General features: G+C 66.4%; 22 protein-coding genes and 1 tRNA gene. 14 read left to right on the top strand and 9 right to left on the bottom strand.

The annotated features are described in order from the left end of the window. Positions 1-9: 9 nt before the first annotated feature. Positions 10-1,494, bottom strand: coding sequence for an exopolysaccharide biosynthesis polyprenyl glycosylphosphotransferase (locus tag DT343_RS06115; RefSeq protein WP_112862146.1), 1,485 nt, complete (start codon positions 1,492-1,494; stop codon positions 10-12). A 139-nt stretch (positions 1,495-1,633) separates the two neighbouring features. Here DT343_RS06115 and DT343_RS06110 point away from each other — a divergent pair. After that, positions 1,634-1,725, top strand: a tRNA-Ser gene (locus tag DT343_RS06110). Between the two features lie 98 nt (positions 1,726-1,823). Here DT343_RS06110 and DT343_RS06105 read toward each other — a convergent pair. Beyond that, a complete protein-coding gene (locus tag DT343_RS06105; RefSeq protein ID WP_258522507.1) occupies positions 1,824-2,549 on the bottom strand; it encodes a fatty acid desaturase in 726 nt (241 codons plus the stop codon). A gap of 80 nt (positions 2,550-2,629) precedes the next feature. On the opposite strand from DT343_RS06105, the gene crtY reads away from it, so the two are divergent. Genes crtY through DT343_RS06090 form a run of 3 tightly spaced genes read left to right on the top strand, consistent with a single transcriptional unit; the run spans position 2,630 to position 6,206 of the window. After that, positions 2,630-3,796 carry a lycopene beta-cyclase CrtY gene (gene crtY / locus DT343_RS06100; RefSeq protein WP_112862144.1) on the top strand — a complete coding sequence of 389 codons (1,167 nt, stop codon included), beginning with the start codon at positions 2,630-2,632 and terminating at the stop codon, positions 3,794-3,796. After that, the gene (locus tag DT343_RS06095) at positions 3,796-5,277 is read left to right on the top strand and encodes a phytoene desaturase (RefSeq protein ID WP_112862143.1); all 1,482 of its coding nucleotides are present in this window, start codon (positions 3,796-3,798) and stop codon (positions 5,275-5,277) included. Before crtY ends, DT343_RS06095 begins: the two co-directional genes overlap by 1 nt. Next, a complete protein-coding gene (locus DT343_RS06090) occupies positions 5,274-6,206 on the top strand; it encodes a phytoene/squalene synthase family protein (RefSeq protein WP_112862142.1) in 933 nt (310 codons plus the stop codon). Before DT343_RS06095 ends, DT343_RS06090 begins: the two co-directional genes overlap by 4 nt. Before the next feature lie 3 nt (positions 6,207-6,209). On the opposite strand, the gene DT343_RS06085 is transcribed toward DT343_RS06090, so the two are convergent. The 3 genes from DT343_RS06085 to DT343_RS06075 are packed head-to-tail and all read right to left on the bottom strand — an operon-like array spanning position 6,210 to position 9,077. Then, positions 6,210-7,277, bottom strand: coding sequence for an ABC transporter permease (locus DT343_RS06085; RefSeq protein ID WP_112862141.1), 1,068 nt, complete (start codon positions 7,275-7,277; stop codon positions 6,210-6,212). Beyond that, positions 7,274-8,191: an ABC transporter ATP-binding protein gene (locus tag DT343_RS06080; protein WP_181669128.1), complete on the bottom strand. Its 918-nt coding sequence runs from the start codon at positions 8,189-8,191 to the stop codon at positions 7,274-7,276. The genes DT343_RS06085 and DT343_RS06080 overlap by 4 nt, the downstream gene beginning before the upstream one ends. Next, on the bottom strand, positions 8,181-9,077 hold the full coding sequence (locus tag DT343_RS06075; RefSeq protein WP_181669127.1) for a polyprenyl synthetase family protein: 897 nt from the start codon (positions 9,075-9,077) through the stop codon (positions 8,181-8,183). The genes DT343_RS06080 and DT343_RS06075 overlap by 11 nt, the downstream gene beginning before the upstream one ends. A gap of 109 nt (positions 9,078-9,186) precedes the next feature. Here DT343_RS06075 and fni point away from each other — a divergent pair, with 109 nt between their 5' ends. Then, positions 9,187-10,230: a type 2 isopentenyl-diphosphate Delta-isomerase gene (gene fni, locus DT343_RS06070; RefSeq protein WP_112862138.1), complete on the top strand. Its 1,044-nt coding sequence runs from the start codon at positions 9,187-9,189 to the stop codon at positions 10,228-10,230. On the opposite strand, the gene DT343_RS06065 is transcribed toward fni, so the two are convergent. Further along, entirely contained in the window at positions 10,197-10,682 is a 486-nt protein-coding gene (locus DT343_RS06065; RefSeq protein WP_112862137.1) for a sterol desaturase family protein, read from the bottom strand. The two genes, fni and DT343_RS06065, sit on opposite strands and share 34 nt — an antisense overlap. A gap of 74 nt (positions 10,683-10,756) precedes the next feature. On the opposite strand from DT343_RS06065, the gene DT343_RS06060 reads away from it, so the two are divergent. Next, the gene (locus DT343_RS06060; protein ID WP_112862136.1) at positions 10,757-11,506 is read left to right on the top strand and encodes a sterol desaturase family protein; all 750 of its coding nucleotides are present in this window, start codon (positions 10,757-10,759) and stop codon (positions 11,504-11,506) included. A gap of 128 nt (positions 11,507-11,634) precedes the next feature. On the opposite strand, the gene DT343_RS06055 is transcribed toward DT343_RS06060, so the two are convergent. Further along, positions 11,635-12,987 carry an MFS transporter gene (locus DT343_RS06055; RefSeq protein WP_112862135.1) on the bottom strand — a complete coding sequence of 451 codons (1,353 nt, stop codon included), beginning with the start codon at positions 12,985-12,987 and terminating at the stop codon, positions 11,635-11,637. A 210-nt stretch (positions 12,988-13,197) separates the two neighbouring features. On the opposite strand from DT343_RS06055, the gene cyoA reads away from it, so the two are divergent. The 7 genes from cyoA (at position 13,198) to DT343_RS06020 (ending at position 20,082) form a co-directional block, all read left to right on the top strand. Next, a complete protein-coding gene (cyoA, locus tag DT343_RS06050; protein WP_112862581.1) occupies positions 13,198-14,427 on the top strand; it encodes a ubiquinol oxidase subunit II in 1,230 nt (409 codons plus the stop codon). Positions 14,428-14,440: 13 nt separating this feature from the next. After that, positions 14,441-16,444 carry a cytochrome o ubiquinol oxidase subunit I gene (gene cyoB, locus DT343_RS06045; RefSeq protein ID WP_055753451.1) on the top strand — a complete coding sequence of 668 codons (2,004 nt, stop codon included), beginning with the start codon at positions 14,441-14,443 and terminating at the stop codon, positions 16,442-16,444. A 2-nt stretch (positions 16,445-16,446) separates the two neighbouring features. After that, positions 16,447-17,070 carry a cytochrome o ubiquinol oxidase subunit III gene (gene cyoC, locus DT343_RS06040; RefSeq protein ID WP_039248366.1) on the top strand — a complete coding sequence of 208 codons (624 nt, stop codon included), beginning with the start codon at positions 16,447-16,449 and terminating at the stop codon, positions 17,068-17,070. Next, positions 17,067-17,462: a cytochrome o ubiquinol oxidase subunit IV gene (gene cyoD / locus DT343_RS06035; RefSeq protein ID WP_082465001.1), complete on the top strand. Its 396-nt coding sequence runs from the start codon at positions 17,067-17,069 to the stop codon at positions 17,460-17,462. Before cyoC ends, cyoD begins: the two co-directional genes overlap by 4 nt. A gap of 67 nt (positions 17,463-17,529) precedes the next feature. Beyond that, positions 17,530-18,228 carry an SURF1 family protein gene (locus tag DT343_RS06030; RefSeq protein ID WP_112862134.1) on the top strand — a complete coding sequence of 233 codons (699 nt, stop codon included), beginning with the start codon at positions 17,530-17,532 and terminating at the stop codon, positions 18,226-18,228. Then, positions 18,225-19,556, top strand: coding sequence for an ATP-binding protein (locus DT343_RS06025; protein ID WP_112862133.1), 1,332 nt, complete (start codon positions 18,225-18,227; stop codon positions 19,554-19,556). The genes DT343_RS06030 and DT343_RS06025 overlap by 4 nt, the downstream gene beginning before the upstream one ends. Further along, a complete protein-coding gene (locus tag DT343_RS06020; RefSeq protein WP_112862132.1) occupies positions 19,546-20,082 on the top strand; it encodes a response regulator transcription factor in 537 nt (178 codons plus the stop codon). Before DT343_RS06025 ends, DT343_RS06020 begins: the two co-directional genes overlap by 11 nt. Here the strand turns inward: DT343_RS06020 and DT343_RS06015 are convergent. Beyond that, complete coding sequence (locus DT343_RS06015; RefSeq protein WP_112862131.1) at positions 20,079-20,516, bottom strand: HIT family protein; 438 nt, start codon at positions 20,514-20,516, stop codon at positions 20,079-20,081. The two genes, DT343_RS06020 and DT343_RS06015, sit on opposite strands and share 4 nt — an antisense overlap. 108 nt (positions 20,517-20,624) lie before the next feature. Here DT343_RS06015 and DT343_RS06010 point away from each other — a divergent pair, with 108 nt between their 5' ends. Beyond that, the gene (locus tag DT343_RS06010) at positions 20,625-20,981 is read left to right on the top strand and encodes a phage holin family protein (protein ID WP_112862130.1); all 357 of its coding nucleotides are present in this window, start codon (positions 20,625-20,627) and stop codon (positions 20,979-20,981) included. Here the strand turns inward: DT343_RS06010 and DT343_RS06005 are convergent. Continuing rightward, a complete protein-coding gene (locus DT343_RS06005; RefSeq protein ID WP_220116482.1) occupies positions 20,978-22,741 on the bottom strand; it encodes a response regulator in 1,764 nt (587 codons plus the stop codon). The two genes, DT343_RS06010 and DT343_RS06005, sit on opposite strands and share 4 nt — an antisense overlap. Between the last annotated feature and the right edge of the window lie 6 nt (positions 22,742-22,747).

Below are 22,747 nucleotides of genomic sequence, written 5' to 3'. Positions count from 1 at the left end.
GCTTCTCGCTCAACGCACGGCCGCCCGGTCGCCCAGCAGGACGGGGATGGTGACGGCGATGACCCATAGGTCCAGCCAGAAGGACTGGCGCTCGATATATTCGATGTCCAGCTGGACGCGTTCGCGCACCTGGGCCTCGGTGTCCACCGGTCCACGCGAACCCTTGATGGCGGCCCAGCCTGTTATACCGGGTTTGATGCGGTGGCGATGGGCGTATTCGGCGACCAGCAAGGCGGACTCGGTCTCGCCGGTCTTCATGCCGATGGCGTGGGGCCGGGGGCCGACCAGGGACATCTCGCCCGACAGGACGTTGAAGATCTGAGGCAGTTCATCCAGGCTGGTGGCGCGAATGAAGCGGCCGACATTGGTCACGCGGTCGTCGTCGGCGCAGACCTGGCGGCTTGCGGTCGCATCGGCGGCGGCGTGGCGCATGGAACGGAACTTCCACACGACAATGGTCTCGTGATTGAAGCCATGACGGCGCTGGCGGAAGAAGATGGGGCCGGGGCTGTCCAGCTTCACCGCCAGGGCGACCAGGGCCATGATGGGCGCAGCGACGACCAGGGCGACGGCGCCGATCACCAAATCCTGCATCCGCTTGTTGAAGGCCCGGCGATCGGGGTTGGCAGGACCATCCAGAGACGCAAGCGGCGCATTCGCCAGCCTGTTCAGCAGCCCGTCGCGGCCCAACTCCGAATCGACCAGGACCGTCAGCGGATTGGGCAGGGCGTTCAGGGTCTGCGTGAGGTCGCGCACGCGCTGGCCAGCCTCCGGATCGATGGCCAGCACGATACGGTCGACATAGGGCGTCAGTCGGTGGGTCAGCAGGGCCTTGGCGTCGCCCAGCACTGGCACGCCTGCGACGCTGTCGGGCGATCGGGCCAAGCGATCGTCGAACACGCCCAGCACATTCATGTCGCGCCGCTCCAGCGCCTGTTCGATCAGACGTCGCGCGTTTCGGGTCGCGCCGACGATGACGATGTTGGGCGACAGCACGCCCAACCGACGCCACCGAACGATCATCGCCAGCCATAGGCCGTGCAACATGATCAGGCCGGCTGTCGTCGTCAGCGCCCAAGGCGCAATGACGTCCAGCGCCGGCCGGTCCATCACCCAGCCCAGGGCGAGCGCGATCGCGGCCGAGGCGACACCGACGCCCGCCACGCCCGCTATGTGCAGGGGCCAGGGCGTGTCGCGCCCGAATCGATAGAGCTGAAGCGCGCGCATCAGAACGAGCACAAGAACGGCGCCGACGACCACGGGTGCTGCGTCGCCCACGGTGATGTGGGCCAAGCCTGAGGGGTGCATCACGACGATCGCGCCGAGCGCCAGCCCGCAAACCATCAGCACGTCGATTAGCCGGAAATAATGCGCCGACAGCCGCACGGTCGATCGCTCGCGCGCATTCAGCCAGATCTCCGGGCGGAACGGCCCGCGCGACGGCCGGCTCTTCAGCGGCATGTCGGCGGCAAAACTGGCGGGACGGTCGAGCAACAGGCGGTCCAGAAGCGATCCGGGGGGGCGAATGATGGCCGCGATACTGCCGCTTTGGCCTCTATGTCGCGTTAACGTGGACGCTTTCTCTCGAACCGGATTGCGCGACGCATCAGCCTCCGCTATCGACGCCCTCGCAGGAGACGTGGCCGAGTGGCTGAAGGCAACGGTTTGCTAAATCGTCGTACCCCGTAAGGGGTACCGAGGGTTCGAATCCCTCCGTCTCCGCCATTCCTCTCAGAAATAGGCCGATCAGCAACCACTTGCCGCGCAACGGGTCAGTAGGCTTCGCGCGTCATGTCGCCGTTGAAAACGACCGCCGTGGACGCCTAGCTGAACAGGCTCCACCAGGGCTTCCAGGGGGTCAGATGGTGTTCGTGGTGGCGGCCGAAGTGGAAGCAGGTCAGCAACGACAGGACCGGGCCGAAGGGGCTGGTGCGGGCGTTGTGGTGGTCGGGGAAGGCTTCGTCGGTATGCCTGTGAGGCAGCCAGGTTCCGAAGGTGAACAGCTGTAGCGCCGAGAGCAGGGCGGGCGCAGCCCAGAAGACCAGAAGATTGGGCATGCGGGCGCCGAGGATCAGCACAGCGACGGCCACCACCACCGTCAGAACGGCCAATTCTCGCCAGCCGAAATAGGTGCGGAAAAAGCCGTAGAACCAGGCCAGGAAGGCGCGGGGGGCGTCGGCGTGAAAGTCGGGATCGTCCGCCGTACCGGGCGCAGCGTGATGGGCGTGGTGTGCCGTCTTCAGCGGCGCAAACCGAAAACCGGCATAGAGGGCCAGCGCCAGGCTGCCGATCGCCGTGTTCAGCCGTGGGCGTCCCGGGGCCAGCGAGCCGTGCATGGCGTCGTGGGCGACGATGAACAGGCCAACGGACAGCCAGGTCTGGACGGCGACGATCAGCGGAACGGTCACGACGCTCCAGATCGTCCAACGTTGAAAATAGACGCCGTAGATATGCAGGCTCAGCCAGGCCGTTGCGATCAGGCCGGCCAGCGTCAGGCCGATCAGGGCCTGGTTCGGGACGACCCGTGACATTGGCGTGACGGCGGACATGGCGCGACACTTAGCGCATCGCGGCCCCGTAAGCATCCTGTTCGCTTGCCGCATGCGTCGTCGCGTGCCACCTGTCTGGAATGCAGGTCGACGCCTCTGACACTTCCGCGCCGGACCTTTTGCTGGTCGGCGGCGGCCTGGCGAATGGCCTGCTGGCGCTGCGGCTGTCGCAGCTGCGGCCCGATCTGGACGTGCGAATCGTCGAGGCGGCGCAGACCTTGGGCGGGGTCCACACCTGGTCCTTCTTCGACAGCGACCTGACGCAGGCGCAGCGCGACTGGATCGCGCCCTTGGTCGTGCATCGCTGGCCAGGATACGGCGTCCGTTTTCCCCAGTTCCAACGCGCGCTGTCGACCCCCTATTGCAGCGTCACGGCCGAACGGTTCGCGGCGGTGGTCGAGGCGGCCTTGCCCGGAAGGATCATGCTGGGTGCGGCGGTCGCCTCGGTGTCGCCGACAGAAGCGGTGCTGGCTGATGGACGGCGTCTGAGCGCCAAGGCCGTGATCGATGGGCGCGGGCCGACCGCGACGCCGGATCTGGCGCTTGGTTTCCAGAAATTCGTCGGGCTGGAGGTTCGGCTTGCAGCGCCGCACGGCCTGACAACACCCATCGTCATGGACGCCTGCGTCGATCAGGCCGGGGGCTACCGGTTTCTCTACATCCTGCCGTTCGATGATCGCACGCTGCTGATCGAGGATACGCGCTACACCGACGGCGATGCGCTGGATCGCGAGGCGTTCCGGCAGGGCGTGCTCGATTACGCCCACGCGCAGGGCTGGGAGATCGAGACGGTTCTGCGCGAGGAGGACGGCGTCCTGCCCGTGGCGCTTGACGGGGACATCGGCGCGCATTTGTCGCGAATGGGGCCATCCGCGCTCAGCGGCCTGCGCGCCGGGCTGTTTCACCCGACCACCGGCTATTCCCTGCCGGACGCCGTGCGCCTGGCCGACCGGTTGGCGCGGGTTTTCGAGCCGGCGACCGTCGCCGAAGACATCCGCCGCCATGCGCATGACGTATGGGCCGGACGAGGCTTTTATCGGTTGCTGAACCGGATGCTATTCCGTGCGGCGCGGCCCGATCAGCGATACAAGGTGCTGGAGCGGTTCTATCGTCTGCCCCAGCCCTTGGTCGAACGCTTCTACGCTGCGGGATCAACCCTCGCCGACAAGGCGCGGATCCTGAGTGGAAAACCCCCGGTGCCGATCGGCGCCGCGCTGACCTGTCTGGTCGAAAGAGGACGTGCGTAATGCGGGCTGCTGTAATCGGATCGGGCTTCGGAGGCTTGTCGCTGGCCATACGGCTGCAGTCGGCGGGTATTCAGACCACGGTGTTCGAGGCCCGCGATCTGGAGGGCGGCCGGGCCTATGTGTTCAAGGACAAGGGCTATACCTTCGACGCCGGTCCCACCGTCATCACCGACCCGTCGGCGCTGGAGGAACTGTTCGAGGCCAGCGGGCGCAAGTTGTCGGACTATGTCGAACTGCTGCCGGTCGCGCCCTTCTATCGGCTGTGCTGGGAAGACGGCGACGTCTTCGACTACGTCAACGATCAGGATGAGCTGGACCGCCAGATCGTGGCGCGCAATCCGGCCGACAAGGAAGGCTATCGCAAGTTCCTGGCCTATTCGCAGGACCTGCTGAAGGAAGGCTATCTGAAGCTGGGGGCCGTCCCATTCCTGGACTTCGCCAGCATGGTCAAGGCGGCGCCGGAGCTGGTGCGGCTCCAGGCCTGGCGGTCGGTCTATGACAAGGTCGCCAGCTATATTCAGGACGAGCACCTGCGCCAGGCGTTCAGCTTTCACTCCCTGCTGGTCGGCGGCAATCCGTTCGCGACCTCGTCGATCTATGCCTTGATCCATGCACTGGAGAGGCGCTGGGGCGTGTGGTTCCCGCGTGGCGGCACTGGCGCCCTGATCCAGGCCATGGTGCGTCTGCTCAAGGATCTGGGCGGGGAAGTCCGGCTGAACAGTCCGGTCGAGCGCATCGCCATGGCGAACGGTCGCGCGACCGGCGTGGTGGTGAACGGCGAGACGCAGGCCTTCGACATGGTCGCCTCCAACGCCGACGTGGTGCACACCTATCAGCGCCTGTTGGGTCAGGAACCGCGCGGTCAGAAGGAGGGCGCCAAGCTGGCGTCGCGGCGTCACTCCATGTCGCTGTTCGTCATCTATTTCGGTCTGAAGCGCGTCCACCCGGAGGTGCGCCACCACACGGTGCTGTTCGGGCCGCGCTATCGCGAGCTGATCGCCGAAATCTTCAAGGGGCCGGACCTGCCCGACGACTTCTCGCTGTATCTGCATGCGCCGACGCGGACCGATCCGTCACTGGCCCCGGAAGGCTGCGACGCCTTCTATGTGCTGGCGCCGGTGCCGCACCTCGCCTCAGCGGACATCGACTGGGAGGTCGAGGGGCCGCGCTATCGCGACCGGATCCTGGCCTATCTGGAAGAACGCTACATCCCAGGCCTGACGGCCGACCTGGATACTTGCCGCATCTTCACGCCGGTCGATTTCCGCGACCAGCTGAACGCGCACCAGGGTTCGGCCTTCTCGCTGGAGCCGATTCTGACCCAGAGCGCCTGGTTCCGGGTGCATAACCGCGACGACCAGATCTCCAACCTCTATTTCGCGGGCGCCGGCACCCATCCAGGCGCGGGCGTCCCGGGCGTGGTCGGATCGGCCAAGGCCACCGCCGCCCTGATGATCGAGGACGCGAGGCAGCCGGCATGACTGACGCCGTCCTGGATCACAGCCGCCAGTCGATGGAGCAGGGGTCCAAGAGCTTCGCCGCCGCCGCGCGCCTTTTTCCGGCGGCGATCCGCGACGACGCCTGGATGTTGTATTCCTGGTGCCGGCACTGCGACGACGAGATCGACGGACAGGTGTTGGGCCACGGCGCGGTTGGTATCGATCCGGTGCTGGCCGGCGAGAAACTGGACGAACTGCGCGTGCGGACTGCCGCCGCCCTGGCCGGTGAGCCGCAGACGGACCCGGTCTTCACCGCCTTCCAGCGCGTGGCCATGCGTCATGGCATTCCGGCCGACGAAGCGATGGACCTGTTGCAGGGGTTCGAGATGGACGTGGTCGGCCGGCGTTACGATACGTTGGAGGACACGCTGGACTATGCCTATCACGTCGCCGGCGTCGTTGGGGTGATGATGGCGCGGATCATGGGGGTGGACGATGCGCCGACCCTGCGACGCGCCCAGGACCTGGGGCTGGCGTTCCAGCTGACGAACATCGCCCGCGACGTGGTCGAGGATGCGAAGGGTGGGCGGGTCTATCTGCCCGGCGCCTGGCTGGATGAGGCGGGCGTGCCCCGCGATCAGGTCGATCAGCCCCAGCACCGCGCCGCCGTGGCCAAAACGGCGCAGCGTCTGGTGGCGGCGGCCGAGCCCTTCTACGCCTCGGCGCGCTGGGGTTTGCGCGATCTGAACCCGCGCTCGGCCTGGGCCATCGCCACGGCGCGCGGCGTCTATCGGTCTATCGGCCGCCATGTGTCGCGCGCCGGGGTGAGCGCCTGGGACGGGCGGACGTCCGTCGACAAGGCGGGCAAGCTGATGCTGCTGGGGCGGGGTGGTCTGATCGCCCTGTGGTGCAAGACGCTGGACGCCTGGCGCGAGCCGCCGCCGCGCCCGGCCTTGTGGACCCACGTCTGACGATCAGCGAGCCGCGCGCCGCCTCTCCAACATCAGGGCGACCGCAAGGCCGCCTGCGCCCAGACCGGACATGACCGCCCAGGCGGCGATGACGGTCGAGGTGAACTCGCCGCGCCAGATCACGGCCTGATAGGCCTCGATGGCCCAGGCGTGGGGCGTGATCCAGCCGAGGTCACGGAAGACCTCGGGCATCAGAAAGCGCGGCGCCATCGATCCGCCCAGAGCGGCCAGAAGCAGCACGACGAAGGTCGTCAACGGCTGGGCCTGTTCGCGCGATCGACACGCCGCCGTCAGGGCCAGGGCCAGGCCGGCGGCGCAGAAACCGACCGCTAACGCGGTGACCGCCGCCGCCGCCGTCTGCCAGGGCTCCAGGGCGGGCAGCTTGACCCAGGCGGCGACGAAGACCGCAGCCGACTGCATCACGCCCACCGCCGTCAGCCAGGAGGCCCGCCCGGCAAGAATGGGCGCAAGGCCGCCGCGCGCCAGGGCCAGGCGGGATTGGAGGCCGGATCGTCGCTCGTCCAGTCCGCCCATGGCCCCGTGCATGGCGGCGAAGAAGACGAACATGACGCTGACCGCGCCCGCATAATAGGTCGCCTGCACATCACCCTGAGGCCCGATCTGCAGGGTCTGAACGCGTGGCGCGGGTCGTGCGACCTGACCCGAAAGGGCGGCGGCCGTCGGCTCCAGCCGCGCCTGAAGCGCCGACCCCGCCACATCCCGGCCGGCGGCGGAAACGATCACCAGCTTCGGCGGTCCCTGCGTCGAGGGACGGATCAGTATGCCCGCATCGGCGCGACCGTCGATGACGGCGCGGTCGAAGGCCATGCGATCGTCGACGATGCGAAGACGCGCGCCCATGTCCTTCGACACCGCCTCGCGGATCGCTGCCGTCGCGGGCGTGCGCGACGCATCGTGCAGCACGACGGTCGTGTCGATGTCGCCGCGCGCGCCCGCGCCGAAGATCGCCGCGAACAACAGATAGACCAGGGGCGGCAACAGCAGGGTCAGGATCACGCCTGCGCGGTCGCGCCAAAACCCTCTCGCCCAGGCGCCTGCCACCGCCATCATGATGGAGCCTGCGACAGCTGTGGGACCAGATCGTCCAGGCCGGGGCGGCGCACGGCGACCTCGCCATCCTCGCCATCGACGACGGCGGCCAGCATCTGGGCGATGGCTAACGCGTCCTCGCAGAGCCGCCGCCACTCCAGCCCGTCCTCGGACGCGCTCAGCCCCGCCTGGGCGAACCATTGGGCGGCGGCGTCTGACGCAGGTCGCGTCAGGCGAATGCTGAGCAGCCGGGCGGAGCCGAAGGCGCGATGGAGCAGGGCGTTCGGCGCGCCTTCGGCCAGCAGCCGCCCCTGCGCCAGGACGCCGATCCGGTCGGCGGTGTCGGCGACGAAGGCGGCGTCGTGACTGATCAGCAGGCAGCCGGCGCCGGCTTTTGCAGTTTCGCGCAGAGCGATAGACAGGACGCTGCGGGTCGACGCATCTACGCCTTCAGTCGGCTCGTCGGCGATCAGCAGGCGCGGTTGTCCGACCAGGGCGGCGCTGAGGTTGGCGCGCCGCTTCCAGCCGCCGGACAATGTGCGCACCGGCTGGTCCGCGCGCGGGCCGCAGCCGGTCAGGTCGAGCGCGCGGTTCACGGCGGCGCCGCGATCACGCTTGGGCACGCCGCATAGCCGCGCCGTCACATCGACGTTCTCGCGCGGCGACAGGGCCGGGAACAGGGCGCTGTCCTGCGGCGCCAGCCCGATGCGCCCGCGCGGTCCGCCGCCTTCGTCCAGGACGACACGCCCGCGCCGAGCAGGCAGCAGACCCGAGGCGACACGCGCTGCCGTGGATTTGCCCGCGCCGTTCGCCCCGAGCAGGGCATAGACCTCGCCCGCAGCGATGCTCAGGCTGAAGTCGGTGAGCACGGATCGGCCGTCGTAGCCCGCATCGATCCCGCTCAGCGACAAGGCCGGCGCGTTGTCAGACCCCAAGTTCGGCCTGCTGGAAAAGGTCCAGGACATAGAGGGCCAGGGGGCTGTCGTGGCCGACCGCCTCGACCGCCTTGGCCAGCGACTGCCGCACCGCCGCGCGGGTCCGGCATTCACCCCACAGATCGACGAAGGTGGTGGTGTCGTCGTCCTGACCCACGTCCTTGCCGACGGCGTCCACGGTTGAACAGACATCCAGCAGATCGTCGCAAAGCTGGAAGGCGAAGCCGATCGCCTCCCCGAAGACCGACAGCCGCGCCAGATCCTGTGCATCGCCGCCGCCGAGCAGACCCCCGCCGCGCACGGTGGCGACGAACAGGGTGCCGGTTTTCAAATCGTTGATCTGGCGCAAGGCGGTTTCGTCGCGATCCCTTGCGTCATCGCGCAGGTCGCGCATCTGACCCTCGGACAGGCCGTCGAAGCCGATCGCCTGCGTCAAAAGGTCCAGGGCCGCCAGACGCGTTTCCGCCGGCGCCGCAGTCTGCAGCACCAGACGCGTCGCCTGGTTCAACAGGGCCACGGCCGCCAGAACCGCCGTATCCTCGCCGTGGCGACGATGCAGGGTCGGCTGGCCCCGACGCATCGAGGCGTCGTCCATGCACGGCAGATCGTCCAGCGCCAGCGACGCGGCATGAACCATTTCCAGCGCGCAGCCATAGTCCAAGGCGTCTTCCGGATCGCCGCCGACATGCGCCGCCGCCAGCATGGCCAGCACCTGCCGGACGCGTTTTCCCTGTCCCAGCAAGGCCTCGCGGGCCGCCGTGGACAGCAGGCCGTCGTGCGCCGGCGCCACCTCGGCCAGGCGCGCCTGAACCTGCAGACGCAGATCGTCGGGGGCGCAGGATGCGTCCGCCAGGGGCGGTTGGCGCCGGATGCTGACGATCGCCATACAGATCTCCCATGGTCGCCGGCGTCGCGTTGCGACTACGCGCCGAACCCTTATGATGCCATACGGCATCACGACCGCGTCGGATGCAACCCGCCAGGAGCCGTTTGCGATGTCCACCGACGCCGATGCCTTGATCCGGCGCAAGGACGAACACATCGACCACGTGCGGGCCGGGCGAGGCGTCAGCCAGACGACATCGGGTCTGGACGCCGTCCGTTTCGTTCACGACGCCCTGCCGGATATCGATCACGACGCGATCGATCTGGCGACGTGTTTTCTGGGGCGACGGGTCGCCTTGCCGTTCCTGATCAGTTCGATGACCGGCGGGCCCTCGCGGGCCGAGGCGATCAATGCGCGGCTGGCCGAGGCCGCCCAGGCCCTGGGCGTCGTTCTGGCGGTCGGCTCGCAGCGTGTGGCGCTGGAGACGGGCGGCGGTTTGGGTCTGGGGCTGGATCTGCGACGCCGGGCCCCCGATGCGATGATCCTGGCCAATCTGGGCGCCGTGCAGTTCGCCCTGGGCTATGGCGTCGATGAGGCGCGACGGGCCATGGAGATGATCGGCGCCGACGCCCTGATCCTGCATCTCAATCCGTTGCAAGAAGGCGTTCAGCCCGAGGGCGATCGCGACTGGCGCGGCGTGGCGCGAGGCATCGAGCGGGTCGCGGCGGCCTTCCCGGGTCGTCTGATCGTCAAGGAGACGGGCGCCGGCCTGTCGGGCGCGGTGGCGCGTCGTCTGGCGGACATGGGAGTCGCCGCGCTGGACGTGGCCGGGGCGGGCGGCACCAACTGGGGCCTGATCGAGGGCGCGCGAGCGAAGGGCTGTCGGGCGGAAGCGCTGGCCGCGCCCTTCGCCGGCTGGGGCGTGCCGACGGCGCGCAGCCTGCTCGCCTGTGCGAAGGCCGCGCCGGAACTGGATCTGATCGGGTCGGGCGGCATCCGCGACGGGCTGGATGCAGCGCGCGCGATCCGGCTGGGCGCCTGTCTGGTCGGCCAGGCGGCGGGCGTGCTCGAGGCGGCGCTGACTTCGACCGAGGCCGTGGTCGATCATCTGGATCTGATGGCGGCTCAGTTGAGACTGGCCTGTTTCTGCACCGGATCGGCGGACCTCGCTGCCCTGGCTCAGGCGCCGTTGCTGGAAGCGCTGCGCTTCTGAGACAGTTCGGCCTTCAGCGCGCGCGCCGACCGCACCCACAGGAAGCCGAACGACACGCAGCCCTCACGCGTCCGCACCGCGTGATGCAGCCGGTGGGCCTGAATGCGTCGCGTCCAGAACCCCGAGCGTCCCGCGATCCCCGTCGGGAACCGGCGATGCACCAGCCCGTCGTGGAAGAAAAAATAGATCAGTCCATAGGCCGTGACGCCCAGGCCGATCGGCAGCGCCCAAGGCCACAGATGCAGGCCCAAGGCGACGAAGACGATGGCCGGGGCGGCGAACACCACGGCGAACAGGTCGTTTTTTTCCAGTATGTCGTCGTGCGGCTCATGGTGGCTACGGTGCCAGGTCCACAGCAGGCCGTGCATGACATAGCGATGCATCGCCCAGGCGAAGACCTCCATCCCCAGGAAGGTGGCGAGGAACAGCAGGATCATCGTCGGCCAGGACATGACCGCATCTTAGGCGCTTTAGGGACCGCGCGTCACGACTTGACCCGGCGCGACGTTTCGCCGTCTGTGCGCCCATGTTGAAGGACTTGTTCGTCACCACCCTCGCGCTCAGCCTGATCATCGGCGTGCGCTATCTGCTGGTCGGCGTCGTGACTCATGCCTTGCTGTGGCGCGGAGCGGGACGGGGGCGTCAGCTGAACCACAGGCCGCCTGCGGCGAAACGCATTCGCGCCGAAATCAGCGCGTCCCTGATCGCCTGCCCTATCTACGCCTTGCCGGCCGCATTCGTCATCGAGCTCTGGAAGCGCGGCGGGACGGCGATCTACGACGATATCCATGCCTGGCCGCTGTGGTGGCTGCCCGCCAGCTTCATCGTCTATATGCTGGCGCACGACGCCTTCTACTATTGGGTCCATCGCGGGCTGCATCATCCGCGCATCTTCCCCTGGGCCCACGCCGAGCACCATCGATCGCGCGATCCCAGCGCTTTCGCCTCCTTCGCCTTTGATCCGGCCGAGGCGATCGCCACGGCCTGGTTCCTGCCGGCCCTGACGCTGTTCATACCGATCCATTGGGGCGTGGCGCTGGCGCTGCTGACCCTGATGACCGCCACGGCCGTGTTGAACCACGCCGGCCGAGAGGTCTGGCCCGCGTCCTGGCTGAAACGCGCGCCGCTGCGCTGGATGATCACGGCCACCCACCACGACGCGCACCACAAACGCTTCAACGGCAACTATGGCCTGTATTTCCAGATGTGGGACCGATGGGCAGGCAGCGAGATCTCACAGCTAGATCGGCCATCGCCGCGAAACCCTCTCACTTGAAGACCGTGACGACCTTCACCGCCTCGCCGCGGGGCGATCTGACGCAAACCTGACCTAGCTGTCGCCCCAAACGCAACACGGCCCGCAGCCGACTGCGGGCCGTGTCCTTCTCTGTGTGATCTGAAAGATCAGGCCGTTTTGGCGCGGTCCTTGTCGGAGGAGCTGCGGGCCAGTTCGCGGTTCAGCCACAGGGCCACGAGGGTGCAGATGGCGCCCGACAGCAGATAGGCGCCGGCGGCGATCAGGCCAAACTGGCTGGAGATCCACAGGGCCGCCAGGGGCGCGAAGCCTGCGCCGAACAGCCAGGCCAGGTCCGAGGTCAGGGCGGACGAAGTGTAGCGGTTGGTCAGGCTGAAGCTGGAGGCCACCGGTCCCGAGGCCTGGCCGAACGACAGGCCCAGCAGGATGAAGCCGGAGATCATGAAGGTCAGCTCGCCGACCGGGCCGCCGTTCAGCAGTTGCGGCGCAAAGCCCGAGAAGGCCGCGATGCCGGCGGCCGTGATGGCCAGCAAGGTGCGGCGGCCGTAGCGGTCGGCCAGAATGCCCGAAGCCAGGATGGCCAGCAGGCCGAAGACGGCACCGACCATCTCGATCAGCAGGAAGCGGACTGGCGTTTCCTTGGTGAACAGGAACACCCACGACAGCGGGAAGACGGTGACCATGTGGAACATGGCGAAGCTGGCGAGCGGGGCGAAGGCGCCGATGGCGATCTTGGGGCCTTCGTCGCGCAGGGCCTGGGAGACCGGGGTCGGTTGCAGTTCGCGCGTCTCAAACAGCGTCTGGAAGGCCGGCGTCACCACGATGCGCAGACGGGCGAACAGGGCCACTACGTTGATCGCGAAGGCAACGAAGAACGGATAGCGCCAGCCCCAATCCAGGAAATCGGGCGCCGAGAGCGTGTTCAGGAAGAAGGCGAACAGCGCCGAGGCCACCAGCAGGCCGATGGGCGCGCCGAGTTGCGGGATCATGGCGTACCAGCCGCGCTTCTTCTCGGGCGCGTTCAGCGCGAGCAGCGAGGCCAGACCGTCCCAGGTGCCGCCCAAGGCGACGCCTTGGCCGATACGGGTCAGCCCTAGCAGCACCGGCGCCCACATGCCGATGCTCTCATATCCGGGGATGAAGGCGACCGACACGGTCGATGTGCCCAGCAGCAGCAGGGCGGTCGTCAGCTTGGCGCCGCGCCCGAACTTGCGGTCGATGGCGATGAAAAGGACCGTGCCCAGCGGACGGAACAGAAAGGCCAGGGCGAAGACGGCGAAGGAGAGCAGGGTGCCGCCCACAGCGCCCGCATAGGGGAAGATCAACTGCGGGAAAACGACCACCGAGGCGATGGCGTAAACAAAGAAGTCGAAAAACTCGGAAGTTCGGCCGATAATGACGCCGATGGCGATCTCGCCGGCGTCAACCTTGCCATGACCCGTGTGAAGGGCGGCGGCGTCGCGTTCCAGCGACTCTGACGAAGGGGTCGTCGAGGCGGACATGGGCTTGGTCGCTCCGTGTGAGACTGAATTATCGGCCGTACGGCAGGTCGCCGCATTATGACCGCGCGGCCTTTGCGATGAAAGCGGCCTCAAGAGGATAGGACAGATTGTCCAATGTCGTTCCAGGTTGAAGCTGACTATCGGGCGCAGTTCGAACGCCAACCGTCGCGGCGCCTCCCGCTTGCCCGACGCTTTCCGATTGGACCCGCCTTGCGCCGTTTGCGTCTACTTTTGCTCGCGCCCGTCGTGGCCCTGCTGTCGGCCTGCAATCTGGTCGTGCTGAACCCTGCCGGCGACGTCGCCGCCCAGCAGGGCGATCTGCTGATGATCTCGACCCTGTTGATGCTGATCATCATCGTGCCGGTCATGGCGCTGATCGTCTTCTTCGCCTGGAAGTATCGGGCGTCGAACAAGGAGGCCGAGGCCGACTATCGCCCTGACTGGGACCACTCCACGTCGCTGGAGCTGGTCATCTGGGCCGCGCCGCTGATGATCATCATCTGCCTGGGCGCCCTGACTTGGGCCGGCACCCACCTGCTGGACCCCTACCGTCCTATCGACCGGATCAAGCCGGGCCAGGCCGTCGAGGAAAGCGCCGAGCCGTTGCAGGTCAACGTCGTCGCGCTCGACTGGAAGTGGATGTTCATCTACCCGCAGTACGGCGTTGCCACGGTCAATGAGCTGGCCGCGCCGGTGGATCGCCCGATCCGTTTCCACATCACCTCGTCCTCGGTGATGAACAGCTTCTACATTCCCGCCCTGGCCGGTCAGATCTACGCCATGCCGGGCATGGAAACGAAGCTGCACGCCGTCATCAACCGTCCGGGCGAATACGAAGGCTTCTCGGCCAACTATTCCGGCGACGGCTTCTCGCACATGCGCTTCGCGTTCCACGGTCTGGATCAGTCCGGGTTCGATCAATGGATCGCCGGCGTGCGCCAGGGCGGCCAGACGCTGGACCGCGACCGCTATCTGGAGCTGGAAAAGCCCAGCGAGAAGGTGCCGGTCATGCGCTTCTCCAACGTTGACGGCATGTTGTGGGACGCAATCCTCAACATGTGCGTCGAGCCGGGCAAGATGTGCATGGGCGAGATGATGGCCATCGACAAACAGGGTGGCCTGTCCATGGCGTCGGTGCGCAACACCATGCCGCTGGTTTATGACAAATACGCCGGTCGCGGAAAATCGCCCGCCTACTTCGGCTCGAACGACAGCTACGTCATGACGATCTGCACCCCGCTGCAGGCCGAGGCGGCCGCCGCCGACCGCATGCGCCGCGCCGAACTGGATACGGTCGCCGGACCGACCAGCCTGGAGCGCCTGACCGGGCAGGGGTTGTCGCCCGGTCAAACTCCGATGGCCTCGCTGACGACGCTGGCCCGCAATCCCTTCGCCACGGGGCCGGTGCCGACCGACGTCCGTTCCGCCCCCAACGCCTGAGCGAACACAGTCGATGAACGCTGATCAACTCATTCCGCTAATCTTCGGGCGCCTCACGCTTGAGGCTCTGCCGTTGCACGAGCCGATACTGGTCGTGACCATGTCGGTCGTGCTGCTGGGCGGTCTCGCCCTGTTCGGCGCCCTGACCTATTTCAAGCTGTGGGGCTATCTCTGGAAGGAATGGTTCACCACCGTGGACCACAAGAAGATCGGGATCATGTATATGATCCTGGGTCTGATCATGTTCGTGCGCGGCTTCGCCGACGCCATCATGATGCGCCTGCAACAGGCGATGGCCTTCGGCGGGTCCGAAGGTTATCTGAACGCGCACCACTATGATCAGATCTTCACCGCCCACGGCGTGATCATGATCTTCTTCGTGGCCATGCCGCTGGTGACGGGCATCATGAACTATGTCGTGCCGCTGCAGATCGGCGCGCGCGACGTGTCCTTCCCCTTCCTGAACAACTTCAGCTTCTGGATGACTACGGCCGGCGCCATCATCGTCATGGCCTCGCTGTTCGTGGGCGAGTTCGCGCGCACCGGCTGGCTGGCCTATCCGCCGCTGTCGGGCATCGGATACAGTCCCGGCGTCGGCGTCGACTATTACATATGGGCGCTGCAGATCGCGGGGGTGGGGACGACACTGTCGGGCATCAACCTGATCGCGACCATCGTGAAGATGCGCGCGCCTGGCATGGGCATGATGAAGATGCCGGTCTTCACCTGGACCTCGCTGTGCACCAACGTGCTGATCGTGGCGTCCTTCCCGGTCCTGACCGCCGTCCTGGCCCTGCTGACGCTGGACCGTTACGTCGGCACCAACTTCTTCACGAACGACTTCGGCGGCAACCCGATGATGTACGTGAACCTGATCTGGATCTGGGGTCACCCCGAGGTCTACATCCTGATCTTGCCGCTGTTCGGCGTCTTCTCGGAGATCGCCTCGACCTTCTCGGGCAAGAAGCTGTTCGGCTACACCTCCATGGTCTACGCCACGGTCGTCATCACGATCCTGTCCTACCTGGTCTGGCTGCACCACTTCTTCACCATGGGCTCTGGCGCCTCGGTGAACAGCTTCTTCGGCATCACGACGATGATCATCTCGATCCCGACGGGCGCGAAGATCTTCAACTGGCTGTTCACGATGTACCGCGGGCGCATCCGGTTCGAGCTGCCGATGATGTGGCTGGTCGCCTTCATGCTGACCTTCGTGATCGGCGGGATGACGGGCGTGCTGCTGGCGGTGCCGCCGGCCGACTTCGTGCTGCACAACTCGCTGTTCTTGGTGGCCCACTTCCACAACGTCATCATCGGCGGCGTGCTGTTCGGCCTGTTCGCGGCGATCAACTTCTGGTGGCCCAAGGCCTTCGGCTTCAAGCTGGACAAGAAGTGGGGCCTGATCAGCTTCTGGTGCTGGGTGCCCGGTTTCTGGCTGGCCTTCCTGCCGCTGTATGTGCTGGGCCTGATGGGCGTGACACGCCGGATGCGGGTGTTCGACGATCCCTCGCTGCAGATCTGGTTCGTCATCGCCGCCATCGGCGCGGGCGTCATCGCCCTGGGCATCGCGGCCATGTTCATCCAGTTCGCCGTGTCGATTATCAACCGCGACAAACTGCGCGACACGACGGGCGACCCGTGGGGCGGCCGCACGCTGGAGTGGGCGACCTCCTCGCCGCCGCCGGCCTATAACTTCGCCGCCACGCCGTACGTCCATGACGCCGACGCCTGGTGGGACATGAAGAAGCAGGGCTATCAGCGTCCACTGAGCGGCTACAAGGCGATCCACATGCCCTCGAACACCGGGGCGGGGATCATCATCTCGGGCCTGTGTCTGGTGATGGGTCTGGCCTTGATCTGGTACATCTGGTGGCTGGCCGCCATCAGCTTCATCGGGGTGCTGGCCGTCTCGATCGGCCATACCTTCAACTACAAGCGCGACTACTACATCCCCGAGGATGAGGTCCGCGCGACAGAAGAGGCGCGCACCCGCGCCCTGGCCGGAACGGAGGCCTGATCATGAGCGCGACTGCGACCGAGATCGACCGGACCGTCTTCCACCTGGAAGAGGAGCCGCACCACGAGGAAGGCTCCAGCACCATGCTGGGCTTCTGGCTCTATCTGATGAGCGACTGCCTCATCTTTGCGATGCTGTTCGCCGTGTTTGGCGTGCTGGGCGGCAACTACGCCGCCGGGCCGGGGCCCAAGGAGCTGTTCGACCTGGAGCTGGTGGCGATCAACACCGCCATGCTGCTGTTCTCGTCGATCACCTATGGCTTCGCCATGCTGGCGATGGATCGGAACAACCAGCGTCAGACGCTGGTCTGGCTGGCGATCACCGGCCTGTTCGGCCTGGCCTTCCTGGGGATCGAACTCTACGAGTTCGCGCACCTGATCCATGAGGGCGCGACGCCGCAACGCAGCGCCTTCCTGTCGGCCTTCTTCACCCTGGTGGGCACCCACGGCCTGCACGTCACCTTCGGCATCATCTGGCTGGTGACGCTGATGGTTCAGGTCAGCATGAAGGGCCTGATCCCCGCCAACAAACGCCGACTGATGTGCCTGTCGATGTTCTGGCACTTCCTGGACGTCATCTGGATCGGCGTCTTCACCTTCGTCTATCTGCTGGGCATGCTGCGATGAGCGCCGACATGAACGACCATTCGCCGGAGTCTCACGAGACCGACCACCTGGGTCACGAGGGGCACAATCACGGATCCTTCAAGAGCTATATGATCGGCTTCGTGCTGTCGGTGATCCTGACGGCCATCCCGTTCGCCCTGGTCATGACCGGCGTCCTGCCGACCCAGGCGACGGCCCTGATCGTCATGGGCTTCGCCGTGGTGCAAATCGTGGTCCACATGATCTACTTCCTGCACATGAACTCGAAGTCCGAGGGCGGCTGGATCATGCTGGCGCTGATCTTCACGATCATCGTGGTGGTCATCGCGCTGTCGGGTTCGCTGTGGGTCATGTACCACTTGAACACCAACATGATGCCCATGACGCACGACATGGCGCAGATGGGCGGCTGAGGTCGAGATCACGGACCAATCCTCAGTCCCGGCCGGCGGCAAGGCCAGACGTTCGCGATCCTTCCGCATGGCGGTCGTGGTCGCGGGCCTGGCGCTGTTTGTCGGGTTCCTGGCGCTGGGCGGGTGGCAGGTTCAGCGCCTGGCCTGGAAGACCAATCTGATCGCCCAGGTGGACGCGCGCGTTCACGCGGCCGCCGTCCCAGCGTCTGGCCCGACCCAATGGGCCGGCCTGACGCGCGACAAGGATCAGTACCGCCGCGTTACGGTTCACGGTCGATTCCTGCACGACAAGGAAACCCTGGTTCAGGCGGTGACCGACGCCGGCGGCGGCTTCTGGGTCATGACGCCCCTGGTTGACGACCGGGGCTTCACCGTCCTGATCAATCGCGGCTTTGTGCCCGCCGGCCGACGCGATCCGGCCATCCGCGCCGATGGTCAGGTCGAGGGGCCGCAGAGCGTGACGGGACCGCTCCGGATCACCGAGCCCAAGGGCGGCTTCCTGCGCGACAATGATCCCGCCGGTGATCGCTGGCGGTCCCGCGACGTCGCGGCGATCGCTGCGCGGCGCGGCCTGACGACCGTCGCGCCCTATTTCATTGATGCGGACGCCAGCCCGAACCCTGGCGGATGGCCGCGCGGAGGGCTGACGGTGATCCGGTTCGCCAACAGCCATCTGGTCTATGCCTTGACCTGGTTCGGCATGGCGCTGCTGACCCTGGTCGGTCTTTGGCTGTTCCTGCGCGACGGCAGGCGCAACAGGTCGTGACGACGACAACTGTACAAAGGCTGCTGGGCCTGGGGCTCAGAGGCGGGGTCGCGACCCACGGCGGCGCCAACCGCCGCAATATGCTGCTGCTGATCCAGCTGCGCTGGCTGGCGGTCGCCGGACAGGTGGCGACGATCCTGCTGGTCCAATATGTGATGCGGATCCCGCTGCCTGTGTTGTGGTTGCTGGCGGCGCCGGCGGGTCTGGTGCTGGTCAATCTGGTCAGCGCGCCTTTGACCGTGCGCACGCAAGAGGTCGAGGATCAGGCGCTGATGATCGCCCTGCTGGCGGATGTGGCGGCCCTGACGTGGCTGCTGTTCCTGACCGGGGGTGCGGCCAATCCTTTCGTGGCGCTATATCTGCTGCAAGTCGTCTTGGGGGCGGTGCTGCTGGCGCCGGTCTATGCCTGGGCGCTGATCGCCATCACCAGCCTGTGTTTCGCCGGGCTGGGCCTGCATTCGCGGCCGTTGAACCTGCCGCTGGCGCGCGAGGATTCGCTGCTCAGCCTCTATCTACAGGGCAGTCTGATCTGTTTCGTGCTTATGGCCGTGCTGCTGGTGCTGTTCGTCACCCGGATCAGCCAGAACCTGCGCGAGCGCGACGCCTCCATGGCCGCCCTGCGCCAGCAGACGGCCGAGCATGACCATATCGTCCGCATGGGCCTGCTGGCGTCGGGCGCGGCCCATGAGTTGGGAACGCCGCTGGCTTCGCTGTCGGTCATCCTCAGCGACTGGAAGCGGATGCCGGCCCTGACCCAGGACGCCGACCTGGCCCAGGACATGACGGTGATGCGGGCCGAGGTCGAACGCTGCAAGGCCATCGTCACCGGCATCCTGATGTCGGCCGGGGAGGCGAGGGGACAGGCGCCTGAGCGCACGACTCTGCGGGCCTTCGTCGCCGATGTGGTGGCCAGTTGGAGCGGCGATGGTGTGGCAGTGCAGATCCGCGACGAACTGGCTCAGAACCCGTCGATCATTGCCGACCCCGCCCTGCGTCAGGTGCTGGGCGTGCTTTTCGACAATGCGGTCGAGGCCGGGGCGAGCCGCATCACCGTGACCACGACGCGGACGGACGAGGATTTCGGCATTGCTGTCCGTGACGACGGTCCAGGGTTCCCGCCGGCGATCCTTCAGGCCTGGGGCAAGCCCTACAACTCCACCAAGCCCAGGCCCGGCGCCGGGCTTGGCCTGTTCCTGCTGATGAATGTGATCCGGTCATTAGGCGGTCGGGTCGAGGCTTCCAATCCGGCGGCGGGCGGCGCAGAAGTGCGTCTGACCCTGCCGCTTTCGGCGTTGGCGCCGACGGATGAGACCGCGCATGACCGATGACGCCAGATTGCTGCTGATCGTCGAGGACGACGCGTCGTTTTCGACCACCCTGCGACGCTCGTTCGAACGCCGTGGCTATACGGTTGTCACCGCCGCCAATCCCGACCAGATGGCCGAGGCGCTGAAGACGCATCGCCCCGGCTATGCGGTCGTCGATCTGAAGCTGGGCGGGCATTCCGGCCTGACCTGCGTCGAGGCTTTGCACGCCTTCGACCCCGAGATGAACATCGTCGTCCTGACCGGCTTCGCCAGCATCGCCACGGCGGTGGAGGCGATCAAGCTGGGCGCCCGACATTATCTGGCCAAGCCCGCCAGCACTGATGACATCGAAGCCGCCTTCGGCCGGGCCGATGGTGACGCCGAGACGCCGCTAGGCACGCGTCCCACCTCGATCAAGACGCTGGAATGGGAGCGAATCCACGAGACGCTGGTGGAGACCGACTTCAACATCTCGGAGGCGGCGCGGCGGTTGGGCATGCACCGCCGCACCCTGGCGCGAAAGCTGGAAAAGCGGCGCGTCACCTAGTCCAGTTCGGCCGCGATCCGGTCGGCCAGCGCTTGCAACGTCGCCGTGTCCGCCATCGGCGCATGGCCATGGCCCTTCATCTCGCGATCGGCCCAGCGCGGCACGATGTGGAAATGCAGGTGGAAGACCGTCTGTCCGCCCGCCTCGCCATTGAACTGCAGGACCGACAGGCCGTCGGGCTTCAGCGCTTTCTGGACCGCCTTGGCCGTGCGTTGCAGGGCGGCGGTCACGCGGGCCAGCACCTCGGGCTCGATCTCCAGCAGATTACGCGCCTGGGACTGTTTGGCGATGATCAGGACGTGGCCTTCCGACTGGGGAAACACGTCCATGAAGGCCAGGACGTGGTCGTCCTCCCACACCTTCACCGACGGAATGTCGCCGCGCAGGATCTTGGCGAAGATGTTGTTGGTGTCATAGGCGCCGTGCAGGCTCATGGGCGGTCTCCGTGCGGTTCGGACCTTCGATAGCAGCGCCGTCCGCGAAGGAGGAGCCTTCGTCCACCTCGTGCATTATGGTCACGCTTGAACGTAACGAGGACCGTCATGATCCGTTTCATCATCCAGGCGCTGGTCACCATGGCGGGCCTTTGGCTATCCGCCCAGATTGTGCCGGGCGTCGATTTCACCAGCACCGGATCGCTGATCGCGGCCGCCATCATTCTGGGTTTGGTCAACGCCTTTGTGCGACCGATCCTGGTCGTGCTGACCTTCCCGATCACCGTGGTGACCCTGGGCCTGTTCCTGCTGGTCGTGAACGCCGCCATGATCGGGCTGACCTCGGTCTTCCTGGACGGCTTCCGGGTCAACGGCCTGTGGGCCGGCATCGGCGCCGCCATCGTGACCGGCGTCGTCAGTTGGATCGCCGGCGCCTTCATCGGCGGCGAAGAGGCGCGGCGCTAGGCGTCCGCCATCAGGGCGCCCATGATGACGCTCTGAAGTGCGGCGATCTCGATGGGCTTTCTCAACACTCCGTCGGCGCCGGCCGCCCTGTAGCGTGCAACGTCGTCGTCGAACACATTGGCCGTCAGCATGTGTATCGGGGTGCGACGGCCGCCGAATGCGGCTTCCTCGGCGCGGATAGCGACCAAGGCTTCCACACCGTCCATTACGGGCATCATCACATCCATCAGCACGAGGTCAAAGGTTTGATCGCGCACGGCGGCGACCGCCTCTTGTCCATTCTCAACAACGGTCAATTGGACGCCAAATTGTTCCAGCAGTAGCGTCAGAAGCTTGCGATTGGCGGGATGATCCTCGGCGGCTAGAATCCGAGGCGGCTGATCAGGCAGGTTCAGCGCGGGTGCAGCGGGCGAAGAATCGATTGCAGGTGTCGCGCAGTCGGCGGTGAAGCGAAACCAGAAGACAGCCCCCTCCGGCCGCGCGGACCGAACGCCAAGAGCCCCGCCCAGCGCTTCGACGCTGGCGCGACACAGGGCCAACCCCAGACCTGTTCCGCCTGCCGCACGTCCGGCGGCGAGTTGTTCGAAGGGCTCGAAAATGCGTTCGCGTTGATCCTCCGGCACGCCTGGTCCCTGGTCGTGGACCTCGAAATCCAGGTCGATGCGCCCATCTGAGGCGGGGAGCGCGCGGGCCAAAATGCGGATGGCGCCATGTGGCGTCAGCTTCAGAGCGTTGGACAGATAGTTGATCAGCACCTGTTCAACCCGGGCCTCGTCGGTCATGACGACGAAATGTTCAGGCGCGCCCTGCCGTTCGATCTCCAGCGTCAGGCCCAGTTCCTCCACGCGTGAGCGCCAGACACGGGCGATGGCGTCCAGCCGTTCGGCGAGATCGACCGGGGCGAGTTGGAGCTCGGCCTGTCCCGACTCAATCTTGGAGATGTCCAAAGCCCCGTTCAACAGCCGCAGCAACATGCCCCCTGCGTCCGCCATATCTGTGACGATGGTGGTTTCCGCCGCTGGACGTGGACGACCACGCAGCACCTCGGTCAGGCCCAGAATGACGTTCAGCGGAGTGCGGACCTCGTGGCTGATCATCGCAAGGAAGCGGGATTTGGCCTTGCTCGCGCGTTCGGCGGCGGAGCGGTTCACCTCGGCCTCGGCCAGGGCTGCCCGCAGCTCGCGCGAACGCTCCGACAATGCGCTCATCAGCTCAATGCTCTCGCGGTCGCTGCGCCATTGACGCCAGGCCGCTGCAATGACGCCGACGACGAACAAGGCCACCGCGCCCAAAAGGCGAGGATCCGAACCGACTTGGTATGAGGCGATCACCATCGCGGCGATGGATGGCGGCAGAACGGCAGCGACAAAGCTTGCGCGGCTTACGTGCACCTGATGGGCGCCGACCATCAGATTGCCGGCCAGCAGCAGGCGGAGATAGTCGAGGTGTTGAGGCTGAGCCTGCCAGGCGGCCAGAATGAACACGGCGTTATGGCTGGCAAGACAAAGGGTGACGATCTCGGCAGACCGGCGGAACCTACGCGCTGCGGCGGGTGCATCAGGCCGTGCCAGCGCTGTCTGAACGGCCTGCCACAAAGGAACATAGAGGCCGAACTGAAACAGGCCGAAAGCCGCTGCCCATCCCCATCCCATGACCCAGAACGTCAAGGCCACGATGGCGGCGATCGTCGCCAGCCGCACAGGGAACATGTCCCGGTAGCGACCAGCGTAGGCCGTTAGGTAATCCGTACTGTCAGCCAATGCCAC

This window comes from Brevundimonas vesicularis (genome assembly GCF_900445985.1).
In the GTDB taxonomy this organism is placed as follows: Bacteria; Pseudomonadota; Alphaproteobacteria; order Caulobacterales; family Caulobacteraceae; genus Brevundimonas; species Brevundimonas vesicularis_D.
The sequence above is the reverse complement of the archived record's forward strand: the minus strand, read 5'-3'. Positions and strand labels throughout refer to the sequence as shown.

What these genes read in the sequence shown, in the direction of transcription:
- fni (WP_112862138.1), top strand. Translation starts at nt 9,187, where the DNA reads ATGTCCACCGACGCCGATGCCTTGATCCGGCGCAAGGACGAACACATC.
- DT343_RS06065 (WP_112862137.1), bottom strand. Translation starts at nt 10,682, where the DNA reads ATGTCCTGGCCGACGATGATCCTGCTGTTCCTCGCCACCTTCCTGGGG.
- cyoC (WP_039248366.1), top strand. Translation starts at nt 16,447, where the DNA reads ATGAGCGCGACTGCGACCGAGATCGACCGGACCGTCTTCCACCTGGAA.
- cyoB (WP_055753451.1), top strand. Translation starts at nt 14,441, where the DNA reads ATGAACGCTGATCAACTCATTCCGCTAATCTTCGGGCGCCTCACGCTT.
- DT343_RS06085 (WP_112862141.1), bottom strand. Translation starts at nt 7,277, where the DNA reads ATGATGGCGGTGGCAGGCGCCTGGGCGAGAGGGTTTTGGCGCGACCGC.
- DT343_RS06105 (WP_258522507.1), bottom strand. Translation starts at nt 2,549, where the DNA reads ATGTCCGCCGTCACGCCAATGTCACGGGTCGTCCCGAACCAGGCCCTG.
- cyoD (WP_082465001.1), top strand. Translation starts at nt 17,067, where the DNA reads ATGAGCGCCGACATGAACGACCATTCGCCGGAGTCTCACGAGACCGAC.
- DT343_RS06060 (WP_112862136.1), top strand. Translation starts at nt 10,757, where the DNA reads ATGTTGAAGGACTTGTTCGTCACCACCCTCGCGCTCAGCCTGATCATC.
- DT343_RS06020 (WP_112862132.1), top strand. Translation starts at nt 19,546, where the DNA reads ATGACCGATGACGCCAGATTGCTGCTGATCGTCGAGGACGACGCGTCG.
- DT343_RS06015 (WP_112862131.1), bottom strand. Translation starts at nt 20,516, where the DNA reads ATGAGCCTGCACGGCGCCTATGACACCAACAACATCTTCGCCAAGATC.
- DT343_RS06090 (WP_112862142.1), top strand. Translation starts at nt 5,274, where the DNA reads ATGACTGACGCCGTCCTGGATCACAGCCGCCAGTCGATGGAGCAGGGG.
- DT343_RS06030 (WP_112862134.1), top strand. Translation starts at nt 17,530, where the DNA reads ATGGCGGTCGTGGTCGCGGGCCTGGCGCTGTTTGTCGGGTTCCTGGCG.
- crtY (WP_112862144.1), top strand. Translation starts at nt 2,630, where the DNA reads ATGCAGGTCGACGCCTCTGACACTTCCGCGCCGGACCTTTTGCTGGTC.
- DT343_RS06055 (WP_112862135.1), bottom strand. Translation starts at nt 12,987, where the DNA reads ATGTCCGCCTCGACGACCCCTTCGTCAGAGTCGCTGGAACGCGACGCC.
- DT343_RS06010 (WP_112862130.1), top strand. Translation starts at nt 20,625, where the DNA reads ATGATCCGTTTCATCATCCAGGCGCTGGTCACCATGGCGGGCCTTTGG.
- DT343_RS06075 (WP_181669127.1), bottom strand. Translation starts at nt 9,077, where the DNA reads ATGGCGATCGTCAGCATCCGGCGCCAACCGCCCCTGGCGGACGCATCC.
- DT343_RS06095 (WP_112862143.1), top strand. Translation starts at nt 3,796, where the DNA reads ATGCGGGCTGCTGTAATCGGATCGGGCTTCGGAGGCTTGTCGCTGGCC.